Genomic DNA, 19,266 nt, shown 5'->3' on the forward strand with positions numbered 1-19,266 from the left:
GGAAGGTGATGGTAATGCCCTGCAAAGCGCTCCGGCCCGCTGGACATCCCGCGCACTGCATTCAGCCTGCCCTCCTCGCCTTCTGTCCTCGCCGTCTGATCTGCTTGCGGGTGGGTCTGTGCACGCATGGTGCTGCCTTGGAATAGGTTGAAGGAATCTGCCCGCTGGCGCCGTCCTGGCGGATGCGCAGCAGCGGCGCCACGGCTCGGACGTAGGTTGACTCCCACAGCCGCAAGGCCGCCTGCCCGATGGCGGCCGGGGCGGACCCTTCCTACATTCGTCCTTGAGGCGCCAAAGACGGTGCCGCATCATCACAACGCCGGTGCGCTCGATTCGCGCCGGCCCATGGAAGCAGGAAGCTGTCTTGAAAATTCAAATCGGGTTCGACATCACGCTGGCCGTCAATTCGCCCAACGCCATCCTCTTGATGCTCAATGTGCATCCCGATCGCAAGCATGACGTGCTCAGCGGCGACGCCATCGTCGTCGAACCGGGCCTGGCCATCGAGAACTACACCGACGCTTTCGGCAATCACTGCGGCCGCATCAACGTGCCACCGAACGTGAACAGCGTCCGATTGCGGAACACGGCTGTCGTGCTGGACCCTGGCCGGCCCGACCCGGTGTGTCTGGACGCCATCCAGCATGCGCCGCAGGACCTGCCCCACGAGACCTTGCAATACCTGTTGCCCAGCCGCTACTGCGAGGTCGACAGCGCCTTGATGGACTTCGCCTGGTCGCGCTTTGGCAGCACGCCACTGGGCTGGGCACGCGTGCAGGCCATCGTGGACTTCGTGCACGGCCACCTTCAATTCGACTATGGCCGGGCCCGTGCCAATCGCAGCGCCCTGGAAGGGTTCAATGAGCGCACCGGCGTGTGCCGCGACTTCGCCCACCTGGCAGTGACGCTGTGCCGCGCCATGAACATCCCTGCGCGCTACACGACCGGCTACCTGGGGGACATTGGCATCCCGCCGGTGCGCTCCCCAATGGACTTCAGTGCCTGGTTCGAGGTGTACCTGGGCGACCGCTGGCACACCTTCGACGCCCGCCACAACACGCCCCGGATCGGCCGCATCGTCATCGGCCGCGGGCGCGATGCGGGCGACGTCCCGATCACCATGACCTTTGGACAACACCAGTTGACGCACTTCTCGGTGGTCACCGAGGAGCTGACTTGAGCCAACCGGCGACTGCGCCGCGCGGCCAGAAGCCCCTTCGGCGCTCCATCTTCTGGTCACGGTAGGGACGGAGATCGCCCACGCTGTCGCCGGCATGCCGGACGATGATCACCTCCCCTTTGGCATGGCCGCCCCGCCCGCGGTGCGCCCACAGGTCGAAGACGCAGTGCAGGCAGATGTTCGCCAGTGGCAGCGAGATCACGGCCCTTGCGGGGGTGCCTACCTGCCCTGCATCAGCTTTGCTTGCCCACTGTTAGGGCCTACTGCTTGCGCACGGCTCCCATGTAGACATGGTCGAAACTGAGGAAGCCACAACCGCCGGATTCGTTGTCGAATATCTGCACCTGCGCCTGCTTGCCGGCCTGGACCGACAGGTCCAGCGTCACCCAGTTCCCATCGTCCCTGATCGAGGACTGGTTACAGGAATTCGGTGTGTAGGTCGCGAGAACCTCGCCGGCAGCGTCCAGCACCTTCAGGCCAACGGTGCCGTCGGGATTGCCGCCAGACATCAGGAAATTCAGGAAGGGGCGCGCGGCATCTACGGTGAACAGCGGAGACGTCAGCGTGCCGGTGGAGGCATCGCAGCCCTTGTTGTTGCCGTTCATTTCGCAGGTGCTGACGGCTCCCACGCCGACCCGTGCGCCGCCGGATGTCCCCTTCCAGACATCGGCGTTGGCCGGGTTGACGAAATCACCGGTGGCGGTCCAGACCTGCGCGGTGGCCATGGCATCGTCGAAGTCGCCGATCGGCTGCGCGAAGGCGTCGGCCGTCACCGTGACATTGAAGCCCAGCCTGGCCGTCATCGCTGCACTGAGCACGACCGTGCCGCCGTCCTTGCCTTGGCCCGAGGGATTCCATGCGGTGGGCGACTGGTACCAATGGTCGGTGCTGACGAAGCCACAGCCGCCTGCCTCCTCGTCGAAGAGCTGGGCCTTGATGAAGGCGCCATTCAGGGCCGAGATGTCGATGTGGGTCCAGTCATCGTCGTTCTAGATGAAGGACGGTCCGCAGCTGTTCGGGCTGTAGCTCAGCAGCACATTGCCCAGTGTGTCCATGACGCGCAGGCCGACGTTCTTGCCCGCACCGCCGCCATGCATCAGGAAGTTCAGGTACGGGTCCGTCACCTTGAAGGCCGGCGAGGTCAGCGTGCCGGTCGGCGAGTCGCAGGGCGAGCCCGGGCCGCCGATCTCGCAGGTGCTGATGGCCGTGTCGCCGACGCGCGCGGCGTTGGCGTCCGTGCCGGTCGTGCCCTGCCAACTCGTCGCTGTCGGGTTGGCAAACACCCCGGTGCCGGCCCACCCGCGCTTGGCCACCATGTCCACCGGGTTCTCGAAGCTGGCGAAGGGCACCATCTTCTGGAACGCCACCGGATCTTCGACGCTGACCTTGACCGGCGTGAGCGGCTTGCTCAGCACGCCGGCATTGACACCGCGCGGCTCGTCGGTCTGGTAGAAGTGGTCGAAGGCGACGAAGCCGCAGCCGCTGGACGCGTTGTCGAAGATCACCAACTGCACCGTCTCGCCGATCAGGCCGCTGGTGTCGAAGTTGACGTAGTGCTGGTCGCCCTTGAGCACAGGATCCCCGCAACTGTTCGGGTTGTAGGTTCCCAGAACGACCGGGGCGCTGGCACCGGGCGGCGTGTAAAGCACCTGCGCGCCGACGTCGGGCCCGCCGTTGCCACCCGACATCAGGAAGGTGATCGAATCCTTCTTGATGAGCACGTTGTTGATCGTGATGCTGCCAGTCGGCGCATCGCATCCCGCGCCGCCGATCTCGCAGGTGCTGACCGAGGCATCGCCGATGCGCGCAGCGATCGGCGCCATGCCCGGGTTCGAATACTCGAGATTGTTCCAGTTCGTCGTCGTGGCGAAGGCACCCGTCAGCGTGTACTTGGCCGTGTCCTGCTGCATCTGTGCCGGGTACTCGAAGCTGGAGATGACGTTCTCGGTGACGAAAGTGGTGTCGTCGGTGGTGACATGTGCCGAGGTGTTGGCCACGTGGCATGTCGGGCAGGCGGTCACCTTGATGGACAGGTTCAGCTTCGACGGCGTTGAGTAGCTGTCGTCAGCGACGACGGTGACCTGGTAAGTGTTGTCCCTGTCCGCATCGGCGGGATTCTGAAAGTCGGGCGGAATCGCGAAGCGGATGGAGCCATCGCCGTTGATCGCGAACAATGCCGCATCGGCGCCGGAGAGCGTGAGTTCGAAGGCGTTGTTGTCCGGGCTGCTGACCGTCAACTTCGCCACGGCCGTGGTGAATTCGGGCACGCTCAACGCACCCGGATCGGAGATGACCGGCGAGTGCGGCTGAGGCAGTGACTCGGCGCTGCCGCCGTTGCCACCACCGCAGGCGCTGAGCAGGACAAGTGCGGGCAGGCTCAGCATGCAAAGCAGTTTTTTCATCATGGTTCTCCCACTCAGAAGAAGTAGGTGTACATGGCGCGCAGCGTGCGACCGAACAGCGGTCGGCTCACGCCGCGGTTGGTCGCTCCGTTGGGGCCCTTCAGGTCCACGAAGACCGGATCGCCCTCGGTGAACGAGAGGCGGTTGGTGATGTTCGAGACGTGGAACTGGATCGAACTCTTCTGGCTGAAGTCCCAGATGAAGCCGCCATCGAGGTGGTAGTACGCAGGGTAGAGCGTGACGTTGACGTCCTGCGATTCCGAGTAGCGGCTCCCGAAGTAGGTGTACTTGGCATAGGGCTTCAGCGGCAGGCCGGTGTAAGGCTTCAAGTCCCAGCTCGCCTGCAAGTTCGCCATGACCGCGGCAAGGCGGCGCGGGCGGCGGCCGTCCTCGCCGATCTGCTCGAAGGTGTAGCCGGTGACCACGTCGTTGACGCGCAGCTCCTTGACGGTCCGGTAGTTCGCGTCCACGACCTTCGGGTCCTGCACGAGGCCGTTGAAGCGCAGCTCCAAACCCTTGACCTCTGACGGCCGCCACGCAGCTTCCAGCTCCAGGCCGACGTTCTCGATGCCGCGGCGGTAGAACTCGCGCACCAGCGGGCAGCTGTTGATGTCCACTGTCACCCCGGCCGGCGTGCAGCTTGGCGACGTGAAATCGCGGAAGTCCACGTACTGGTCGCGTGGGCTGAACTTGTTGTAGAACAGCGCCAGCTGGGTGTCCCAGGTCTTGGCGTAGTAACGGAGGCCGCCTTCGTACTGCATGATGCGCTCGACCTTGCTGCCGGGCTGGCTTGGGTCGAACTGCAGCTGGTTCAGCTGCTCCAGGCTCGGCAGCCGAAAGGAGCGCGAGACCAGGCCGTAGACGGCCAGGTTGGGCTGCACCGAGTAGTTGCTGCCCAGCGACCAGCCGGTGGCGCTGAGCTTGGAGTCAAGCCTCTGGTCGGCACCTGGCAGCAGGATCTCGTTGTCGGCCAGTGTGTCGGCGGTGCTGCCGGGCAGGACGCCGGCCGGTGTCAGGTCGCGTGTCTGGTCGCGCACGTTGTAGATCACGTTGGCGCGCTGCGTCTGGTGGCGCACGCCTGCGTCGATCTTCAGCCGGCCGTCACCCGTTTCCCAATGATCAAGGAAATACAGCGCTTCGCCCTTGACCTTGGCATCTGCCAAATAGCCATTGAAGCCCAGGCGCATCACGCCATTGGAAGTGACCGAGGGGCCGACAGGATTGCCCGCGGCATCGATGGCGCGCAGGTCTACCAACTGCGGATGCGCCTCCATCGTCGAGACCAGCAGCGACTGCTGAAAGTTCTGCCTGTTCGCATAGTTGGTGGCATATGCACCGAGGGTCAGCTGATGCTCGCCCAGCCACTGCACCGACTTGCCCAGCTTCAAGTCGAACGAGGTGCTGCGGGCCTCGGTCCTCGCGATGAAGGGAATCAGGTAGTTCAGATAGGCGCTGTCGGCGATGCGTGCGCCGCCGTCCACGCCATAAGCTGCCACGCCGACGGCGGTCGGGTAGAAGCTGCCGAAACGCAGCACGTCGTTGTTGAAGCGGGCATTGTTGAAGCGGGCGGCCGTGGTCGTGTCGTTGCCGGTGAACATGCCGTTGAAGCCGCTGCTGCCGTTCGAGTGCCGCAGGCCGGCGTCCAGCGTCCAGCCCGACTCGAACTCGTGGATGCCCTTCAGCGTGGTGATGTTGAAGTCGGGGTGGATGCCGTCGGCGGTGTCGATCTGGCGCTCACCATACTCGCCGAGCATCCTGAAGCGGCGGTTCGACGAGGACGCCACCGTGCCATGCGCGAAATCGATGCCCAGCGGCCAGACCTGGTCCATGCGGATCTTGACAGGATCGGCCGGCGTACCCGGCGCGCTGATGGCCGGCACCTGGAAGGGCACGTTCTGGTAGAAGGCGGTGCGGTCGTTGATCTTCAGCGCGTGAAGCTGCACTTCGCTTCGACCGTCATCGGTCTGATAAACGAGATTGCCCCTCACCTGACCGCCTTTGTCAGCGGTGTAGCCGGTGTTGCGCAGGCCGTCGGAGGTGCGGTAGAAGCCGCCCACGGCGAAGGTCAGGTTCTTGCTGATCGGGCCGGAGACGAAGAGGTCATTGCGGACGAAGTTGTAGTCGGCCACTTCCAGCTTGTAGCCGCCCTCGAACTGCTGGCTGCCAGTGCGGGTGATGTGGTTGACAGTGGCGCCCAGGCCGTTGGAGTACAGGATGCCGCCAGTCCCTCCCTTGACCACTTCCACACGCTTGGTCATCAGGTCGTCGCGCACGGCGACGTCGTTGTTCATGAAGGGCACCTCTGGCTCTTCGAACCAGGGCAGGCCGTCGATCAGCTGCGGTGCGTAACGGTAGCCACCAGTGACCGGCAGGCCGCGCACGGTGATGTTGTTGCTGGCTTCACCGGCGGTGCTGCCCTCGGCGAAGATGCCCGGCACGTTCTGCAGCAGGTCGGCGGTGCTGATCGGCGCCAGGCGCCGGATCTCCTCGGCCGACAGCGTGTTGATCGTGTTGGTCGAGTCCTTTTTCAGCGTCTGGCGCCCGCTGCTGGCAGTGCCGGTGATGACCACCTCCTGCGGCTTTTCGGCGCTCTCGGTGGCTTCGGGGGCCGGGGCCTGCTGGGCGAAGGCGGCCTGCGCTGCCAAGGCCACGGGCAACAGACGCCAGGCGATGGCGGCTCGTGGGTATTTCATCGTTCGTCTCCTGTGGATCCCCTTGCCGGGGTATTTCTCGAGGTCGGTGGTGGTGGGGCGATCAGGGTGGCGGCCGCAGCGGCCAGAGCTGAACCTGCGCGGTCATGGGTCTGTCTGAGGACAGGCGCAGGCCTGTGCTGGCGGGCAGGGTCGGGTAGCTGCGCAGGGAATAGGCTGCGGCGTCATTGACGAACACATCGACGACCGAGCCATCCACGAACACGCGCAGGCGGCGCATGACCCCGAACGCGGCGCGGTCGTAGTGGCCTTGCAAGCGCAGCGGGCCTTCGTTCTCGGCGGACAGGCTGGCGTGCGTCTTGTCGACGGACACGCTGCCCTGCTCGGGGTCGAAGCGCAGGCGGGTGAATTCGCCCCCGTCCGGCGAGGCCATCAGGTCCATGGTGACCGGGGCGGTGCCGCTCAGGTCGAGTTGCAGCTCGTAGGCCTGCATCCCGCTGGCCAGTCGCTGCGGGTGCTCGTCCAGCGCCAGCGCGCTGTCGGTGCGCAGCGGGTCGTCACGCAAGGCGCGCAGCTCCGGCGCTGGCGCCTGGCCCAGCGTGCGCCGATCGGGTCCCAGCGTCCACACCCGCGGCAAGCTGAAGACATGGGCCCAGCCGGCACGCAACTGCGCCGCCGGCGTGCGCCGCTCGTCCACGATGCCGATCGCGCGCAGGCTGCCATCCGCGGCGCGGCCCACCGTCGGTGCCAGGTGACCGGGCAGCAGGTCCAGGGGCTTAGGGCTGCGGTCGAAAGGCGTGAACAGGTCGCCGGACCATGTGCCGGTCCAGTAGACGGCGCGGGTGGCGGGCTCCCCGTACTTGCTCACCTTGCCGCCGATTGGATTGGCCAGCAGCAGCCACACGCCGTCGCCCAGCGGCACGAAGACCGGCATCTCCCAGATCTCGGAGCCGTTGTCGAGTTGGCGCCACGCGACGTCGGTGAAGCGAAGGGGCTTCCATTGAGGGCGCGCCTGCGAACGGTCCAGCACATAGTGCTGCAGTCCGCCGCCGCTCTCCAGCGCAGCACCGACGAGCATGTGCCAGGTGCTGCCCTCCTTCCACAGGAAAGGATCGCGAAAGTCGCGCAGGCCCTGGCTGTTCAGGACTGGGCCGAGCTTGCGCCAGTGGCGCAGTTGCGGATCCTCGCTGACGGCCATCGCCACGCCGGGGTTGGCGGCCGACAGCCGGTCGCCATGGTTGACGCTGGTGTAGAAGGCAAAGGCTTTGCCTCCGTCCTCGATCACGTGCCCGGACCAGATGCCCTTCATGTCAAAGCCGCTGTCTTCCGTTTGCAGCTCGGGCCACAGCGCGTCGGGCAGGTGTTTCCAGCTCACCAGGTCGGTACTTGTCATGTGGCCCCAGTGCATCAAGGTCTTGTAGGGACCGTTGGGTGTGCGCTGGTAGAACAGGTGCCAGGCGTTCCCGACGCGGATCAGGCCGTGCGGCTCGTTGGTCCAGTTGGCCGGCGGCATCGGATGCACGCGCGGGCGCTGCGTGTCGCCAGCGAAGCGTGTGGCCGGCACTACAAGCGAGGCTTCGGCATCGGGCGCGACGGCCGGAACCGGCAGGCGCCTGATCTGCTCGACGCTCAGTGCCGAGGGATAGACAGCCAACTCGTCATAGGCGGCATTCAGGCGGTTGACGATGAAATCCAGGATGCGCGCCTCGATGGCCGGTGCCGCAAGCGTCAGCGGCACGGCCGACAGAAGCAGGCGCATGCCGGGTTGGCCGCTGGCGGTGCCGAGCAGCGCGCCGTCCTGGTAGAGGCGAACGAGACCGGCTTGCGGATCCACGCTGACGATCACCTGCACCCAGCGGCGCAGCGGGAAGCGCTGTGGCGCCAGCAGCTCCAGCATGCCCGCCGAGGTGGCGATGCGGAAGCCCCAGCGGCCAAAAGCGTCGACATGCAGGTCGAAGCCTTTGCCGTCCTGCGACTGCTGGGCGATCGAGGAGGGAGACAGCTCGTCGACCGGCACTTCCCGATCGGAAGGGAAGCTCTCCAGCGCCAGCCAAAGCGACAGCGTGAAGCCGGCGTGGGCGTCCAGAGGCAGCGCGGCCTGGGTGTAGCTGGAAAAGCCATCGGTGCGCCAGGCACTGCCGATCACGCCCGGCACCACGTCCGGCGCGCGGAACTGCGTGTGGATCGTCGCGCCCACGGGCAGCTCGCCCTGTGCCAGCCGGTCGAAGTTCAGCGCGAGCAGTGGCGCCGGCATCGGCTGCGCCGATGCAAGCCGCGCACCGAGGCAGATGAAGGCCATGCCCAGCCGCATCCATCGATAGACATCTGGATCGCGCGGGGCACGGCTGCCGGCCCCATGCGCCGCGCCCGGCCTGCGGTCGCCGGAGGCCTTGACCGATGTGCAAAAGAAAAAGTCCGGCATAATGTCTATCGATAGCCATTTTATTGGAAAGACAGGCGCCGAACACCTGAGAGAGGGCTTCGGCGCCAAAATGTCTATCGATGGTATTTGCGGGAAAGAGAAGCCGTTCCTGGTGTTTCCCCGAGGTTCCGGGCCGGCATTCAACGCCTCGGGTAAACACGCAGTGCATCGCGTTCCCTGGAAACTACCATCGATAGACAAAATGCCGCTGAACAGAGACGAAAGACGAGCTGGCCCCGATGAATGACGCTTCGACCATCTACCAGGTCGCCGACCAGGCCGGCGTTTCGGTGCGTACCGTATCGCGCTACCTGAACGACCCGAACTGCATCTCTCAGAAGACCTCCGCCAAGATCGTCGCGGCGATGCGCGAGCTGCAGTTCCGCCCTTCCGTCGCGGCCCGCGCGCTGAAGGGCGTGAAGCCCAACCTGATCGGCATCGTGTCCGACCGCATCACCACAAGCCCCGACTCATTCGAGCTGATCAAGGGCCTGCAGCTGGCCGCAAAGGCGCTGGGCAAGCGCCTGTTGATCGCCGAATGCGGCGGCGTGGACGCCGACGTGCCGGAACTGATCGATGGACTGATCGAGCACCGAGTGGACGCGCTGATTTTCGCCACCCATTTCCACCGCGCGCTTGATGCGGCCCAGCTGAGGCGCGCCGAAGGCACGCGCCTGGTCTTGCTCAACTGCTACCTGCCGGGCGGCGAGGTCCCCAGCGTCGTGCCGGACGACGAGCAGGGCGCGCGCGACGGCCTGGCCCATCTCTACACCCACGGTCACCGCCGCATCGTCGTGTTCGAGCTCTTTCCGGACATGCGCGCCACGCAGCTGCGCCACCGCGGCTTCCTGAAGGCCGCGAAGGCGGCGGGCCAGCCCGAACCGGTCTTCGTGCAGGGCTCGCAAGGCGCATCGATCGAGGATGAGTTCGCCGCGATCGATTCGCTGGTCGGCCAGGTGCTGCGCGAGCACAGGCCCACCGCGATGCTGGCCGGCAACGACAAGATGGCCGCCCGCATCATCCAATGCCTGCACAAACGCCAGATCGCCGTGCCGGGCCAGGTCTCGGTGCTGGGCTTCGACGACCATCCGATGCTGGTCCATGCCACCGACCCGCCGCTGACCAGCGTGCGCCTGCCCTATCTGCAGATGGGCCGCCGCGCCGCGCAGATGGCTTGCGACGAAAGCGCCTCAGGCGCCATTCGCGAGCGCTGCGAGGTTCAGGTGCGCGCCTCCGTGGCCGCGCCCCCGGGCAGGAAGCCCAAATGAGGCCGGCCATCCTGCTGCTGGCGGCCACGCTGGCCGCCGGGGCGGCCCTTGCCGAACCGGTCGAGATCCAGGTCTGGCGCCACCAGACCGGCGATGCCGACATGCGGGCCAGCGCCGCCGCCGAGGCCCGCTTCAATCGCCAGCAGTCGCGATGGCGCGTCGTCGTCGAGACGCTGCCCCAAGGCTCCTACCAGCAGTCGGTCATCGCGGCGGCAATGACGAAGAAGCTGCCCTGCGTGCTCGACCTCGACCAACCGGCGGTACCCAATTTCGCCTGGGCCGGCCATGTCCAGACGCTGGAAGGCGCGCTGCGGCCGGCCGGCGTAGAGGCGCTGATCCCCGGCGCGCGCTCGACGTTGAAGGGCAAGCTCTACGCCGTGGGCCAGTTCGACGCGGCGCTGGCCCTGTTCGCCCGCAGGAGCGTGCTGGCCACGCACGGCATTCGCCTGGCGACGATGGCGCAGCCCTACACGGCCACCGAGTTCCGCGACATCCTGCGCAAGCTGAAGAACGAAGGCTTCCGCTATCCGCTGGACCTGAATGCGCAGTGGACCGGTGAATGGGTCAGCTACGGCTTTTCGCCCTGGCTGCAGAGCGCCGGCGCCGACCTGATCGATCGCAAGAACTTCACGCGGGTGGACGGCGTGCTCAACGGCGATGCTGCGCTGGGCGTCGTCGACTACTACGGCTCGCTGTTCACCGAACGGCTGGTGGCGCGCAAGCCGGTCGACGACCAGTCCTTCCCCAGCGGGCGCGCCGCCTTCCACTACACGGGCTCCTGGTCCGCCAAGGACTACCTCGCTCGCATCGGCGACGACCTGGTTGCGCTGCCGCCGCCGGCCTTCGGCGCCCAGCCGCGCATCGGCGCAGGTTCCTGGCAGTGGGCGGTGTCGAGCAGTTGCCCGCATCCTGAAGGCGCACGGCAGTTCATCGAATTCCTGATCTCCGCGCCCGAGATCGCTGCCTTCTCGCAGGCCACCGGCCTGATGCCCACCAGCGAGGCGGCAGCCGACCAGACCGCGCTCTACCGCCCCGGCGCCTTTGGCCGCAGCTTGTTCGAGTACGCCCGCGCCTATGCCTTGCTGCGGCCCGAGACACCGGCCTATCCGATGCTGTCCAGCAGCTTCGAGCGGGCCCTGAAGGAGGTGCGCGAGGGCGGCGATTCCGCCGAGGCGCTGGACCGGGCGGTCGAGGCGATCCAGCAGGACCTCAAGCGCAATCGCAACTATGGCTTCTGACCCGAACTCCCGCCTCGCCCAGGCGCACTGGTCCGAGGTGGCCGTGCTCGCCGGCCCAGCCTTGCTGCTGTTCGCAGCCTTCGTGCTGCTGCCCTTTGCGCTGGCCGTGGGCTTCAGCTTCACCAATGTGAAGCTGCTGCAGACCGAGCGCATCGAATGGACCGGGCTGGACAACTACACGCGCATGTTCGCGCTCAAGGTGGTGGACGCACCGCCGGCCGCCAGCGAGACCGAACGCGAGTTGCCGCAGCGCCAGTGGCGGCGGATGAAACGAGAGGCACCCGCGGGCCTCGACGGCTATCAGTACCTCGGCGATGTGTCACTGGCCGGCCGCCATTACCTCGTCGGTGCGCGCGATCCGCAGTTCCTGCGCTCGATCGCCAACACCTTCCTGTTCGCGCTGATGGTCGTGCCGCTACAGACGGCACTGGCCTTCGCAATGGCACTTTGGGTCAACCACGGTTTCCGCGGCCGGGTGGTGCTGCGCACCGTTTTCTTCTCGCCGGTGGTGACCTCGATGGTCGTCGTCGCGGCGGTCTGGGGCCTGATCCTGCACACCGAGGCCGGCCTGGCCAACCAGCTGCTGCGCGTGATCTTCGGCGACAACGCGCCGCAGCCGGACTGGCTGGGCGACCCGCACCTGGCCATGCTGTCCATCGCCATCATGTCGGCCTGGCAAGGCGCGGGATTCCAGATGCTGATCTTCCTGGCGGGCCTGCAGGGCATCTCCATCGACCAGTACGAAGCAGCCGACGTGATGGGCGCCAGCCGTTGGCAGAAGTTCGTCTACATCACCTTGCCGGGCCTCAAACGCACGCTGGTCTTCGTCGCCCTGTCCACCACCATCATGGCCTTCGGCCTGTTCACCCAGGTGGACGTGCTGACCGGCGGCGGGCCGATGGATTCGACCAGCACGCTGATCTTCCATTCGATGCGCGTGGGCTTCCGCGAGCAGGACATTGCCTACGGCTCGGCGATGACGCTGTTCTTCTTCGTCTTCGTACTGCTGCTGTCGCTGGGGCAGAAGAAACTGTTGGAAAGGTCCAGCCGATGATGAACGGCAAACGCGCCGCCGGCCCGAGCGAGGTGGCGAAATCCTTGCTGCACATCGCGCTGATGCTGCTCGCCGGCCTGGTCTTTGCCTACCCACTGCTCTTCATGGTGGCGGCCAGCTTCAAGCCGGGCGAGGCGCTGTTCACCGACCTGGGCAAGCCGACCGCGCTGCTGCCCGACGCTCGCTGGTCGCTGAACAACTACCGAGCGGTGTTCGAGAAGGGTGCCGTCGGCGCCTACCTGCTGAACTCGGGGCTGATCGCCCTGGTCAGCGTGTCTGCCGGCATCTTCATCAACAGCGCAGCCGCTTTCGCGCTGGCCAAGCTGAAGTGGCGCGGCCAGGGCCTGGTGCTCACGCTTGTCATCGGCCTGCTGATCGTGCCCTTCGAGGTACTGGCGATCCCGATGCTGCTGATCGTCTCCAAGTTGCCCTGGTTCGACGCCAGCGGCCTGACCATTGGCTGGCTGGACACCTTGCACGTGCAGATCATTCCCTTCCTGGCCAATTCCTTCTGCGTCTTCCTGTTCTACCAGTTCTTCAAGGATGTGCCCGACGAGCTGGTGGAGGCCGGACGCATGGACGGCGCCGGCGCGCTGACCATCTACCTGCGCCTGGTGCTGCCGGTGTGCAAGCCGGTGATCGTGACGGCCGCGATCATCCTGTTCCTGGGCATGTGGAACCAGTACCTGTGGCCGGTGATGACGGTGCACACCGCCAGCGCCCGGCCCGTGATGGTGGGCCTGCAGCAGTTCTTCGGCCGCAGCACCCAGTGGGGCGAGGTGATGGCCTATGCCTGCCTGATCACGCTGCCAGTGATGGTCTTCTTCCTGCTGTTCCAGAAGCAGTTCATCCGCTCGGTCGTCGGCGCAGGCATCAAGGGCTGAAACCTGCCCGCACATCCTCGCACATCGCCACATTTGTCTATCGGTAGCCAGTGAAGTTCAATCGACATGCCGAACATCGTTTTCCAGCACGCAGACAAGCGCTACGACGAGCGCATGGAGCGCTACGTCTTCCGCGACTTGAACCTTCACATCCGTCGTGGCGAGTTCACCGTGCTCGTCGGTCCCTCGGGCTGCGGCAAGTCCACACTGCTGCGGATGATCGCGGGGCTGGAAGCCGTCAGCGGCGGCCGCCTGATGTTCGATGACCTGTGCGTCAACGACCTGCCGCCGGTCAAGCGCGGAGTGGCGATGGTGTTCCAGAACTACGCGCTCTACGCCCACATGACGGTCTACGACAACATCGGCTTCGGCCTGAAGATCGCCGGCCTGCGCCGGGCCGAGCGCCATGCGCTGATCCTCGATGCCGCCCGCCAGCTCCAGCTCGAGGAGCTGCTGCAGCGCAAGCCCACACAACTCAGCGGCGGCCAGCGCCAGCGCGTGGCCATCGGCCGCGCGATCGTGCGCAAGCCCACCGCCTACCTCTTCGACGAGCCGCTGTCCAACCTCGATGCCAACCTGCGCGGCCAGATGCGGGCGGAGATCGCCGAGCTGCACCGCCGCCAGGGTGTGACCACCGTCTACGTGACGCATGACCAGGTGGAGGCGATGACCTTGGCGGACCGCATCGTCGTGCTCAGCCGCCAGGGCCTGGAGCAGTTCGGCACGCCGGACGAGCTCTTCGACACGCCGGCCAATGTCTTCGTCGCCGGCTTCATGGGCACGCATCGGATGAACCTTGTCCCGGTGGACGCCGCCCACGCGCCTCAGTTGGCGCTGCTGACCGGCCGCTCGGTCGAGGCGCTGGCCGCCGCTGGCATTGCCACCATCGGCGCGCGGCCCGAGGACATCGAGCTCGTCGCGGGCGCGGCCGGCAGCGTGCAATTGGTCGAACGGCTGGGCGCCGAATCGCTGGTTCACCTGGTCGTCACCGGCGCGTCCACGCCGCTCACCGCGCTGACCACTGACCGCAGCCTCGCCTTCGGCCAGCCGCGCTCGCTGCGCGTCAACGCCGACAAGCTCCATCTCTTCGGCCCGCAAGGCCAACGACTTCCCTCGCCCTGACCGAGCTCGCACCACCGTGACCACACCGATGCCGACGACCGATGCCGACCAGCATGCCTGGCGGCCCCGCTACCACTTCTCGCCGAAGCGCCACTGGATGAACGACCCCAACGGGCTCGTCCACTTTGACGGCGAATACCACCTCTACTACCAGTACAACCCGCAGGGCGACGACTGGGGAAACATCAGCTGGGGCCATGCGGTGAGCACCGACCTCACGCACTGGCAGGAGTTGCCGGTGGCCATCCCCGCGACGGACAGGCTGATGGCCTTCTCGGGCTCCATCGTCGTGGACCATGCGAACCGTGGCGGCTTCGCGCCGGCCGGCGCCACCGTCCCGGCACTGGTGGCCTTCTTCACCGGCTTCGACCCGGGAACCAAGATCCAGTCCCAGCACCTGGCTTTCAGCCTCGACCGGGGCCGCACATTCACGCCCTATGCAGGCAACCCGGTGCTGGACATCGGTTCCACCGAGTTCCGCGACCCGAAGGTGTTCTGGCACGAGCCGACGCAGCGCTTTGTGATGCTGGTGGTGGTGGCGCTGGAACAGCAGGTCTGGTTTTACACCTCCCGCAACCTGGTGGAGTGGACCCGTGTCTCGACCTTCGGCCCCGCCGGCTCGGCCGACGGGAACATCTGGGAAGTACCCGAGCTGTTCGCGCTGAGCGTCGACGACGACCCCACTCGCAAGCGCTGGGTGCTGATCGTCTCGGTCAACCACGGCTCGCTGTGGGGCGGCAGCGGCGTGCAGTACTTCATCGGCGATTTCGACGGCACGCGGTTCGTCGCCGATGACGCGCAGCCACCGACGCTCTGGGCTGACCACGGCCGCGACTTCTACGCCCCGATCATGTTCGCCAACATGCCGGACGAGCGCGTGCTCTGGCTGGGATGGTGCAGCAACTGGGAATACGCCCGCGAACTGCCAACGCAGCCCTGGCGCGGCCAGCAGTCGGCGCCGCGTGAGCTGAGCCTGGTCACCACACCCCGGGGTTTGCGCCTGCGCCAGCGCATGGCGGCGGAGATGAAGGCGCTCGTCGGGCCAGAACCGCTGTTCACCGCGCGTGAGAACTCTGCGCACATGACAGCGGCATCGCTGGCCCAAGCCGGTATTCAGGGCAGGCAGCTGATGGTGCGTCTGCGCGCGCTTCGGGCCGGCCTGGACTCACCCATCGGACTGGAGCTGCTCAAGGGCGCAGGGGAATCCGTGAAGGTGGGATTTGACCCTGAACGCAACAGTTTCTTCATTAACCGGAGCTGCGCGGCGCCCCGCTTCAAGGGTCAGTCCGAGAGGCACGATGCACAGCGGCTGTCCAACGCCAACGAGATAGAGATCGAGGCATGGATCGACGGCAGCCTGATCGAAGTCCTGGCAGACGGCGGCAGCGTTGCGTTGACAGATCTTGTCTATGCGCGTCCAGACGCGTCATGCCTTGGCCTTTTCCATGGCGCCGCTGCCACGGTTAGCTTGCTCGAGGTGCATGCCATGCAGGCCACATTGTGTTCCCCGGACGGTCTCCAGGTCGAAGCGCGACATCTCTGACGCACGGCATCGAAGGTCAATCCGAGGTTTCGATCCGGACGAGAGGCGCAAAACAGGCTCAAGTGGCGCTCCAACTTGTCGAAATGTCCAAGAGACGCTGGTGCCCGCTCCATGTCAGCAAGATGCGGTGTGTTGATGCCGCGCCCACCTGGAGAAGACCCATGAAGATTCGACAGCGCCTGTGGACGCCCGCCGTCGGCTGGACAGACGGATCCCCGGCCGCCGGCGACCGCGATCAACTCGTGCTTGCCTTCGGTTCACCGGACGCTCTTCGCCAACAAGGGCTATTCGATCAGTTGCGGGCGTGGCACCCGAATGCCCTGATCGTTGGTTGCTCGACCGCCGGAGAGATCCTCGGTACGCGTGTGCACGATGACTGCCTCGTGGCGACGGCCGTGCAATTCGAACGCAGCGTGATCGACTGGGTACTTGTTCCGGTCGCCGAAGACACGGATGGCCGCGAAGCGGCAGAACAGATCGCGCTCAAGCTGGTGCGCCCGGGCCTGCGACACGTGATGACGTTTTGTGACGGCCTTGTGGTCAACGGCACGTCGTTCGCCAAGGCTTTGCGCGAGCGCCTGCCCGAGGGCATCTGCGCTACCGGAGGGCTGGCGGCCGACTCCGACAGGTTCATCGAGACCTTGGTCATGTGCAACGGCATCGGGCAGAGCCGGCACGTCGTTGGCATTGGCTTCTATGGCGATGACTTGCTCGTCGGATATGGCAGCGTCGGTGGCTGGGACAGCTTCGGCCCCCTTCGCACCGTGACTCGCTCGCGAGGCAACGTGCTTTTCGAGCTGGATGGCAAATCGGCACTAGAGCTCTACAAGAGCTACCTGGGCGAACACTCGTGCGGATTGCCCGCGACGGGTTTGCGCTTCCCCTTGCTGCTGGAAGACGGGCGCGGCGGTGCCGGGCTGGTACGCACCGTGCTGGGCATCGACGAAGCCTCCGGGAGCATGACCTTCGGGGGTGACATCCCCGAGGGGGCCAAGGCCCGTCTGATGAAGGCCAACTTCGATCGCCTGGTAGATGGCGCGTCCGGTGCCGCGTCCGAAGGGCTGCGGCGGCTGGGCCGCGACGATGCGCAATTGGCCGTCCTGATCAGTTGCGTCGGCCGAAAACTCGTGCTGCGCCAGCGCATCGAGGAAGAGATCGACGGCGTTCGCGAAGTGCTTGGCGATACGGCGCTTGCCGGCTTTTACTCCTACGGCGAACTCTGCCCGCAGGGGACGCTTGGTGGATGCGAGCTGCACAACCAGACGATGACGATCACGACTTTCTCAGAGGTATGAATCCCTCCCATCACAAGTTGCTTCGACGTCAGCTGCGGCGCGCATTCGGCGATACCTATGCGCTGCCCACCGGGCTGGAGCTGCTGCTGGGGGCGGTAAGCCAGGCGTACGAAGATGCGGACGGAGAGCGCATGCTCATCGAGCGGGCGCTCGAAATGATGTCTCTCGAACTCAACGAGCGCAATGAACAGCTGCGAGCCGACCTGCGCGAGCGCCAGCAGGCGCGTGACGAACTGCAACGCCGGACCGACGAACAGCAGGTGCTGATCAAGCGCCTGGAGGAGGCCCACCATCAATTGCTCCAGTCCGAGAAGATGGCTGCCATTGGCCAGCTCGCCGCCGGAGTGGCGCACGAAATCAACAATCCGATCGCCTTCATCACGTCCAACCTCGGCACCCTGCGCGATTATTCGAAGTCGCTGCTCGCCATCGTTGAGGCGTACGAGGCGCAGGAGCATGTGTTCAGTGCGGCCGCCTTGTCGGACCTGCACCGGATCAAGGACGTCAACGACTACGCATTTCTGAGCCAGGAGGTGCTGCAGCTGGTGGACGAATCCAAGGACGGCGCCCTCCGAGTGAAGCAGATCGTCCAGGATCTAAAGGACTTCTCGCATGTGGGCGAGCAAGGCTGGCAGTGGGCAGATCTCCACAAGGGGCTGGACAGCACCCTGAACATCGCCAACAACGAGATCAAGTACGTCGCCGAGGTCAAGCGCTGCTATGGCAACATTCCGCAGATCGAATGCCTGGCGTCGCAACTGAACCAGGTGTTCATGAATCTGTTGGTCAACGCCGCACACGCGCTTCAGGGAATGATGGGATGCATCGTTGTCACGACCGGGTGCGAAGGCGATGACCACGTCTTCATCGACATCTCGGACAACGGTTGCGGGATCCCGCCCGAGAATCTGAAGCAGATCTTCGATCCTTTCTTCACCACGAAGCCAGTCGGCAAGGGCACCGGTCTCGGGCTGTCGCTCTCGTACGGCATCGTCCGCAAGCATGGCGGCCGCATCGCAGTCACCAGCGAAGTCGGCGTCGGCACCAGCTTTCGCATCTCGCTGCCGGTGCGGCAGCTTGTCGGCAGCGCACCCGACGCCACACCCGCGTCATAGACGACCCCGGAGCCTGATTGCCGCCAAGGGGCGATCCGCAGATCACGGGTCGCCCGCGGCAGTCGAGGCGCTCAATGCGCGCCAGGCCCGCACGACGCGAAGATCGAAGCATGTCCCGCCTTGGCAGTGCGCTTCGACGAACTGCGACGTCACCTCAAGCGCGATGCGCATCGCTTCAAAGACCTGCCGGTGGAAGATCAGCATGCCGCAAGAAAAGTGCCTGCTCGGCCACCATCCCGTTGAGCTTCCGCTCATCTCGAACTGAAGTCCTGGGTGCTCGATCACGCGTCCGATGGCGTTGAACTCTGGGCCGCGCACGGATCCACGGAGCTGCGCTTCGCAATAGGCGAGTCCACCCACAAGACGGACGGTTCGCTTTCCCACCACCAGGAACCTCGGCAGCCCCTTGCTTCACCGGGTCGAGGTGCAGTCGACTGCGTATTCCGGTCAAGACCGCCTTTCGGTCCAACTCAACGTCGACACCCGTTCCGGCTCAAAGTCGTCAGCTGTTCCAACGCTGCTCCAGCAGCTGTCCGGGAAGCGCGACAGTGACAGGCAGGCCCTGACCCAAGATGTTGGCCGGCTCAAGGTTGAAGCGCGACACACCGCAACCGCGGATGGCGCGGCATCGCCATAGGGCGCAGGTGCGCCTCAGGGTAGCTGTTCGAACAGGACGTCCTGCGCACCTTTCCACAGCACCTGGTGCCCCAGCGCGCGGAGTTTGTCTCGACCTTCCACGATGGTCAGGAAGTGGTTGCCAGCCAGCGGGCCCATGCGGCTGGCGAAACTGCAGGGGCCGTAGGCGAGGATGATTTCCGTCTCGCTGTAGCCACCGGGGTAGAACAGGATGTCGCCCACCGAGGGGTGGCTGGTGTGGTTCTCGAAGCCGACTGGCTCGCCCTGGCTTGCCAGGCGGAAGTCACCCAGCGGCACCCAGCAGGCCTCGCCGCTCCAGCGCACGTGGATCAGCTGCTGCTGGTAGGGCAGCAGCTGCAGGAATGCCGCCACGGTGCGGGGGGCGTCAGGGTGGGTCTCGGCGATGAAGGTCTGGTCGCCGGCAGTGATGCGGATGCGTGTCATGGGGACTGCGAA

At 65.6% G+C, this 19,266-nt stretch carries 16 protein-coding genes; 10 read left to right on the top strand and 6 right to left on the bottom strand.

Features of this window, described 5'->3' with window-relative positions:
* Positions 1-364 precede the first annotated feature (364 nt).
* A complete protein-coding gene (locus LRH25_RS29325) occupies positions 365-1,180 on the top strand; it encodes a transglutaminase-like domain-containing protein (RefSeq protein ID WP_141285961.1) in 816 nt (271 codons plus the stop codon).
* Positions 1,181-1,440: 260 nt separating this feature from the next.
* Here LRH25_RS29325 and LRH25_RS29330 read toward each other — a convergent pair whose 3' ends face one another.
* The 4 genes from LRH25_RS29330 to LRH25_RS29345 form a co-directional block, all read right to left on the bottom strand.
* Positions 1,441-1,983, bottom strand: a complete 543-nt coding sequence (locus tag LRH25_RS29330; RefSeq protein ID WP_231013038.1) for a hypothetical protein — start codon at positions 1,981-1,983, stop codon at positions 1,441-1,443.
* Between the two features lie 186 nt (positions 1,984-2,169).
* Positions 2,170-3,582, bottom strand: coding sequence for a hypothetical protein (locus LRH25_RS29335; RefSeq protein WP_141285967.1), 1,413 nt, complete (start codon positions 3,580-3,582; stop codon positions 2,170-2,172).
* Between the two features lie 14 nt (positions 3,583-3,596).
* Positions 3,597-6,275 (bottom strand): TonB-dependent receptor, encoded by a 2,679-nt coding sequence (locus LRH25_RS29340; RefSeq protein WP_141285969.1) that lies wholly within the window; start codon positions 6,273-6,275, stop codon positions 3,597-3,599.
* 61 nt (positions 6,276-6,336) lie between these two features.
* Positions 6,337-8,532, bottom strand: a complete 2,196-nt coding sequence (locus tag LRH25_RS29345) for a GH32 C-terminal domain-containing protein (RefSeq protein WP_231013039.1) — start codon at positions 8,530-8,532, stop codon at positions 6,337-6,339.
* A gap of 91 nt (positions 8,533-8,623) precedes the next feature.
* On the opposite strand from LRH25_RS29345, the gene LRH25_RS29350 reads away from it, so the two are divergent.
* The 9 genes from LRH25_RS29350 (at position 8,624) to LRH25_RS29390 (ending at position 18,174) form a co-directional block, all read left to right on the top strand.
* On the top strand, positions 8,624-8,902 hold the full coding sequence (locus LRH25_RS29350; RefSeq protein ID WP_170200796.1) for a hypothetical protein: 279 nt from the start codon (positions 8,624-8,626) through the stop codon (positions 8,900-8,902).
* Positions 8,895-9,923: a LacI family DNA-binding transcriptional regulator gene (locus LRH25_RS29355; protein WP_141286698.1), complete on the top strand. Its 1,029-nt coding sequence runs from the start codon at positions 8,895-8,897 to the stop codon at positions 9,921-9,923. The genes LRH25_RS29350 and LRH25_RS29355 overlap by 8 nt, the downstream gene beginning before the upstream one ends.
* Positions 9,920-11,161 carry a sugar ABC transporter substrate-binding protein gene (locus LRH25_RS29360; RefSeq protein WP_141286700.1) on the top strand — a complete coding sequence of 414 codons (1,242 nt, stop codon included), beginning with the start codon at positions 9,920-9,922 and terminating at the stop codon, positions 11,159-11,161. The genes LRH25_RS29355 and LRH25_RS29360 overlap by 4 nt, the downstream gene beginning before the upstream one ends.
* Positions 11,151-12,215, top strand: a complete 1,065-nt coding sequence (locus tag LRH25_RS29365) for a carbohydrate ABC transporter permease (RefSeq protein WP_141286702.1) — start codon at positions 11,151-11,153, stop codon at positions 12,213-12,215. Before LRH25_RS29360 ends, LRH25_RS29365 begins: the two co-directional genes overlap by 11 nt.
* On the top strand, positions 12,212-13,099 hold the full coding sequence (locus tag LRH25_RS29370; protein ID WP_211361331.1) for a carbohydrate ABC transporter permease: 888 nt from the start codon (positions 12,212-12,214) through the stop codon (positions 13,097-13,099). Before LRH25_RS29365 ends, LRH25_RS29370 begins: the two co-directional genes overlap by 4 nt.
* 66 nt (positions 13,100-13,165) lie before the next feature.
* Positions 13,166-14,221, top strand: coding sequence for an ABC transporter ATP-binding protein (locus LRH25_RS29375; RefSeq protein WP_141286704.1), 1,056 nt, complete (start codon positions 13,166-13,168; stop codon positions 14,219-14,221).
* Positions 14,222-14,237: 16 nt separating this feature from the next.
* Positions 14,238-15,764, top strand: a complete 1,527-nt coding sequence (locus tag LRH25_RS29380) for a glycoside hydrolase family 32 protein (RefSeq protein ID WP_141286706.1) — start codon at positions 14,238-14,240, stop codon at positions 15,762-15,764.
* A 161-nt stretch (positions 15,765-15,925) separates the two neighbouring features.
* On the top strand, positions 15,926-17,059 hold the full coding sequence (locus tag LRH25_RS29385; RefSeq protein ID WP_141286709.1) for an FIST signal transduction protein: 1,134 nt from the start codon (positions 15,926-15,928) through the stop codon (positions 17,057-17,059).
* A complete protein-coding gene (locus tag LRH25_RS29390) occupies positions 17,056-18,174 on the top strand; it encodes an ATP-binding protein (RefSeq protein WP_231013040.1) in 1,119 nt (372 codons plus the stop codon). The genes LRH25_RS29385 and LRH25_RS29390 overlap by 4 nt, the downstream gene beginning before the upstream one ends.
* Before the next feature lie 42 nt (positions 18,175-18,216).
* Here the strand turns inward: LRH25_RS29390 and LRH25_RS29395 are convergent, their stop codons facing one another.
* Positions 18,217-18,378 (bottom strand): hypothetical protein, encoded by a 162-nt coding sequence (locus LRH25_RS29395; RefSeq protein WP_170200797.1) that lies wholly within the window; start codon positions 18,376-18,378, stop codon positions 18,217-18,219.
* Between the two features lie 447 nt (positions 18,379-18,825).
* Positions 18,826-19,254, bottom strand: coding sequence for a DUF3830 family protein (locus LRH25_RS29400; RefSeq protein WP_141286715.1), 429 nt, complete (start codon positions 19,252-19,254; stop codon positions 18,826-18,828).
* Positions 19,255-19,266: the final 12 nt, after the last annotated feature.

Origin of the sequence: Ideonella azotifigens (assembly GCF_021043325.1) — a bacterium.
Classification (GTDB): domain Bacteria; phylum Pseudomonadota; class Gammaproteobacteria; order Burkholderiales; family Burkholderiaceae_C; genus Ideonella; species Ideonella azotifigens.

Coding starts and splice junctions, on each gene's coding strand:
- LRH25_RS29395 (WP_170200797.1), bottom strand. CDS start 18,378: ATGCTGATCTTCCACCGGCAGGTCTTTGAAGCGATGCGCATCGCGCTT.
- LRH25_RS29355 (WP_141286698.1), top strand. CDS start 8,895: ATGAATGACGCTTCGACCATCTACCAGGTCGCCGACCAGGCCGGCGTT.
- LRH25_RS29335 (WP_141285967.1), bottom strand. CDS start 3,582: ATGAAAAAACTGCTTTGCATGCTGAGCCTGCCCGCACTTGTCCTGCTC.
- LRH25_RS29390 (WP_231013040.1), top strand. CDS start 17,056: ATGAATCCCTCCCATCACAAGTTGCTTCGACGTCAGCTGCGGCGCGCA.
- LRH25_RS29365 (WP_141286702.1), top strand. CDS start 11,151: ATGGCTTCTGACCCGAACTCCCGCCTCGCCCAGGCGCACTGGTCCGAG.
- LRH25_RS29345 (WP_231013039.1), bottom strand. CDS start 8,532: ATGGCCTTCATCTGCCTCGGTGCGCGGCTTGCATCGGCGCAGCCGATG.
- LRH25_RS29400 (WP_141286715.1), bottom strand. CDS start 19,254: ATGACACGCATCCGCATCACTGCCGGCGACCAGACCTTCATCGCCGAG.
- LRH25_RS29370 (WP_211361331.1), top strand. CDS start 12,212: ATGATGAACGGCAAACGCGCCGCCGGCCCGAGCGAGGTGGCGAAATCC.
- LRH25_RS29375 (WP_141286704.1), top strand. CDS start 13,166: ATGCCGAACATCGTTTTCCAGCACGCAGACAAGCGCTACGACGAGCGC.
- LRH25_RS29330 (WP_231013038.1), bottom strand. CDS start 1,983: ATGACGGCCAGGCTGGGCTTCAATGTCACGGTGACGGCCGACGCCTTC.
- LRH25_RS29340 (WP_141285969.1), bottom strand. CDS start 6,275: ATGAAATACCCACGAGCCGCCATCGCCTGGCGTCTGTTGCCCGTGGCC.
- LRH25_RS29385 (WP_141286709.1), top strand. CDS start 15,926: ATGAAGATTCGACAGCGCCTGTGGACGCCCGCCGTCGGCTGGACAGAC.
- LRH25_RS29360 (WP_141286700.1), top strand. CDS start 9,920: ATGAGGCCGGCCATCCTGCTGCTGGCGGCCACGCTGGCCGCCGGGGCG.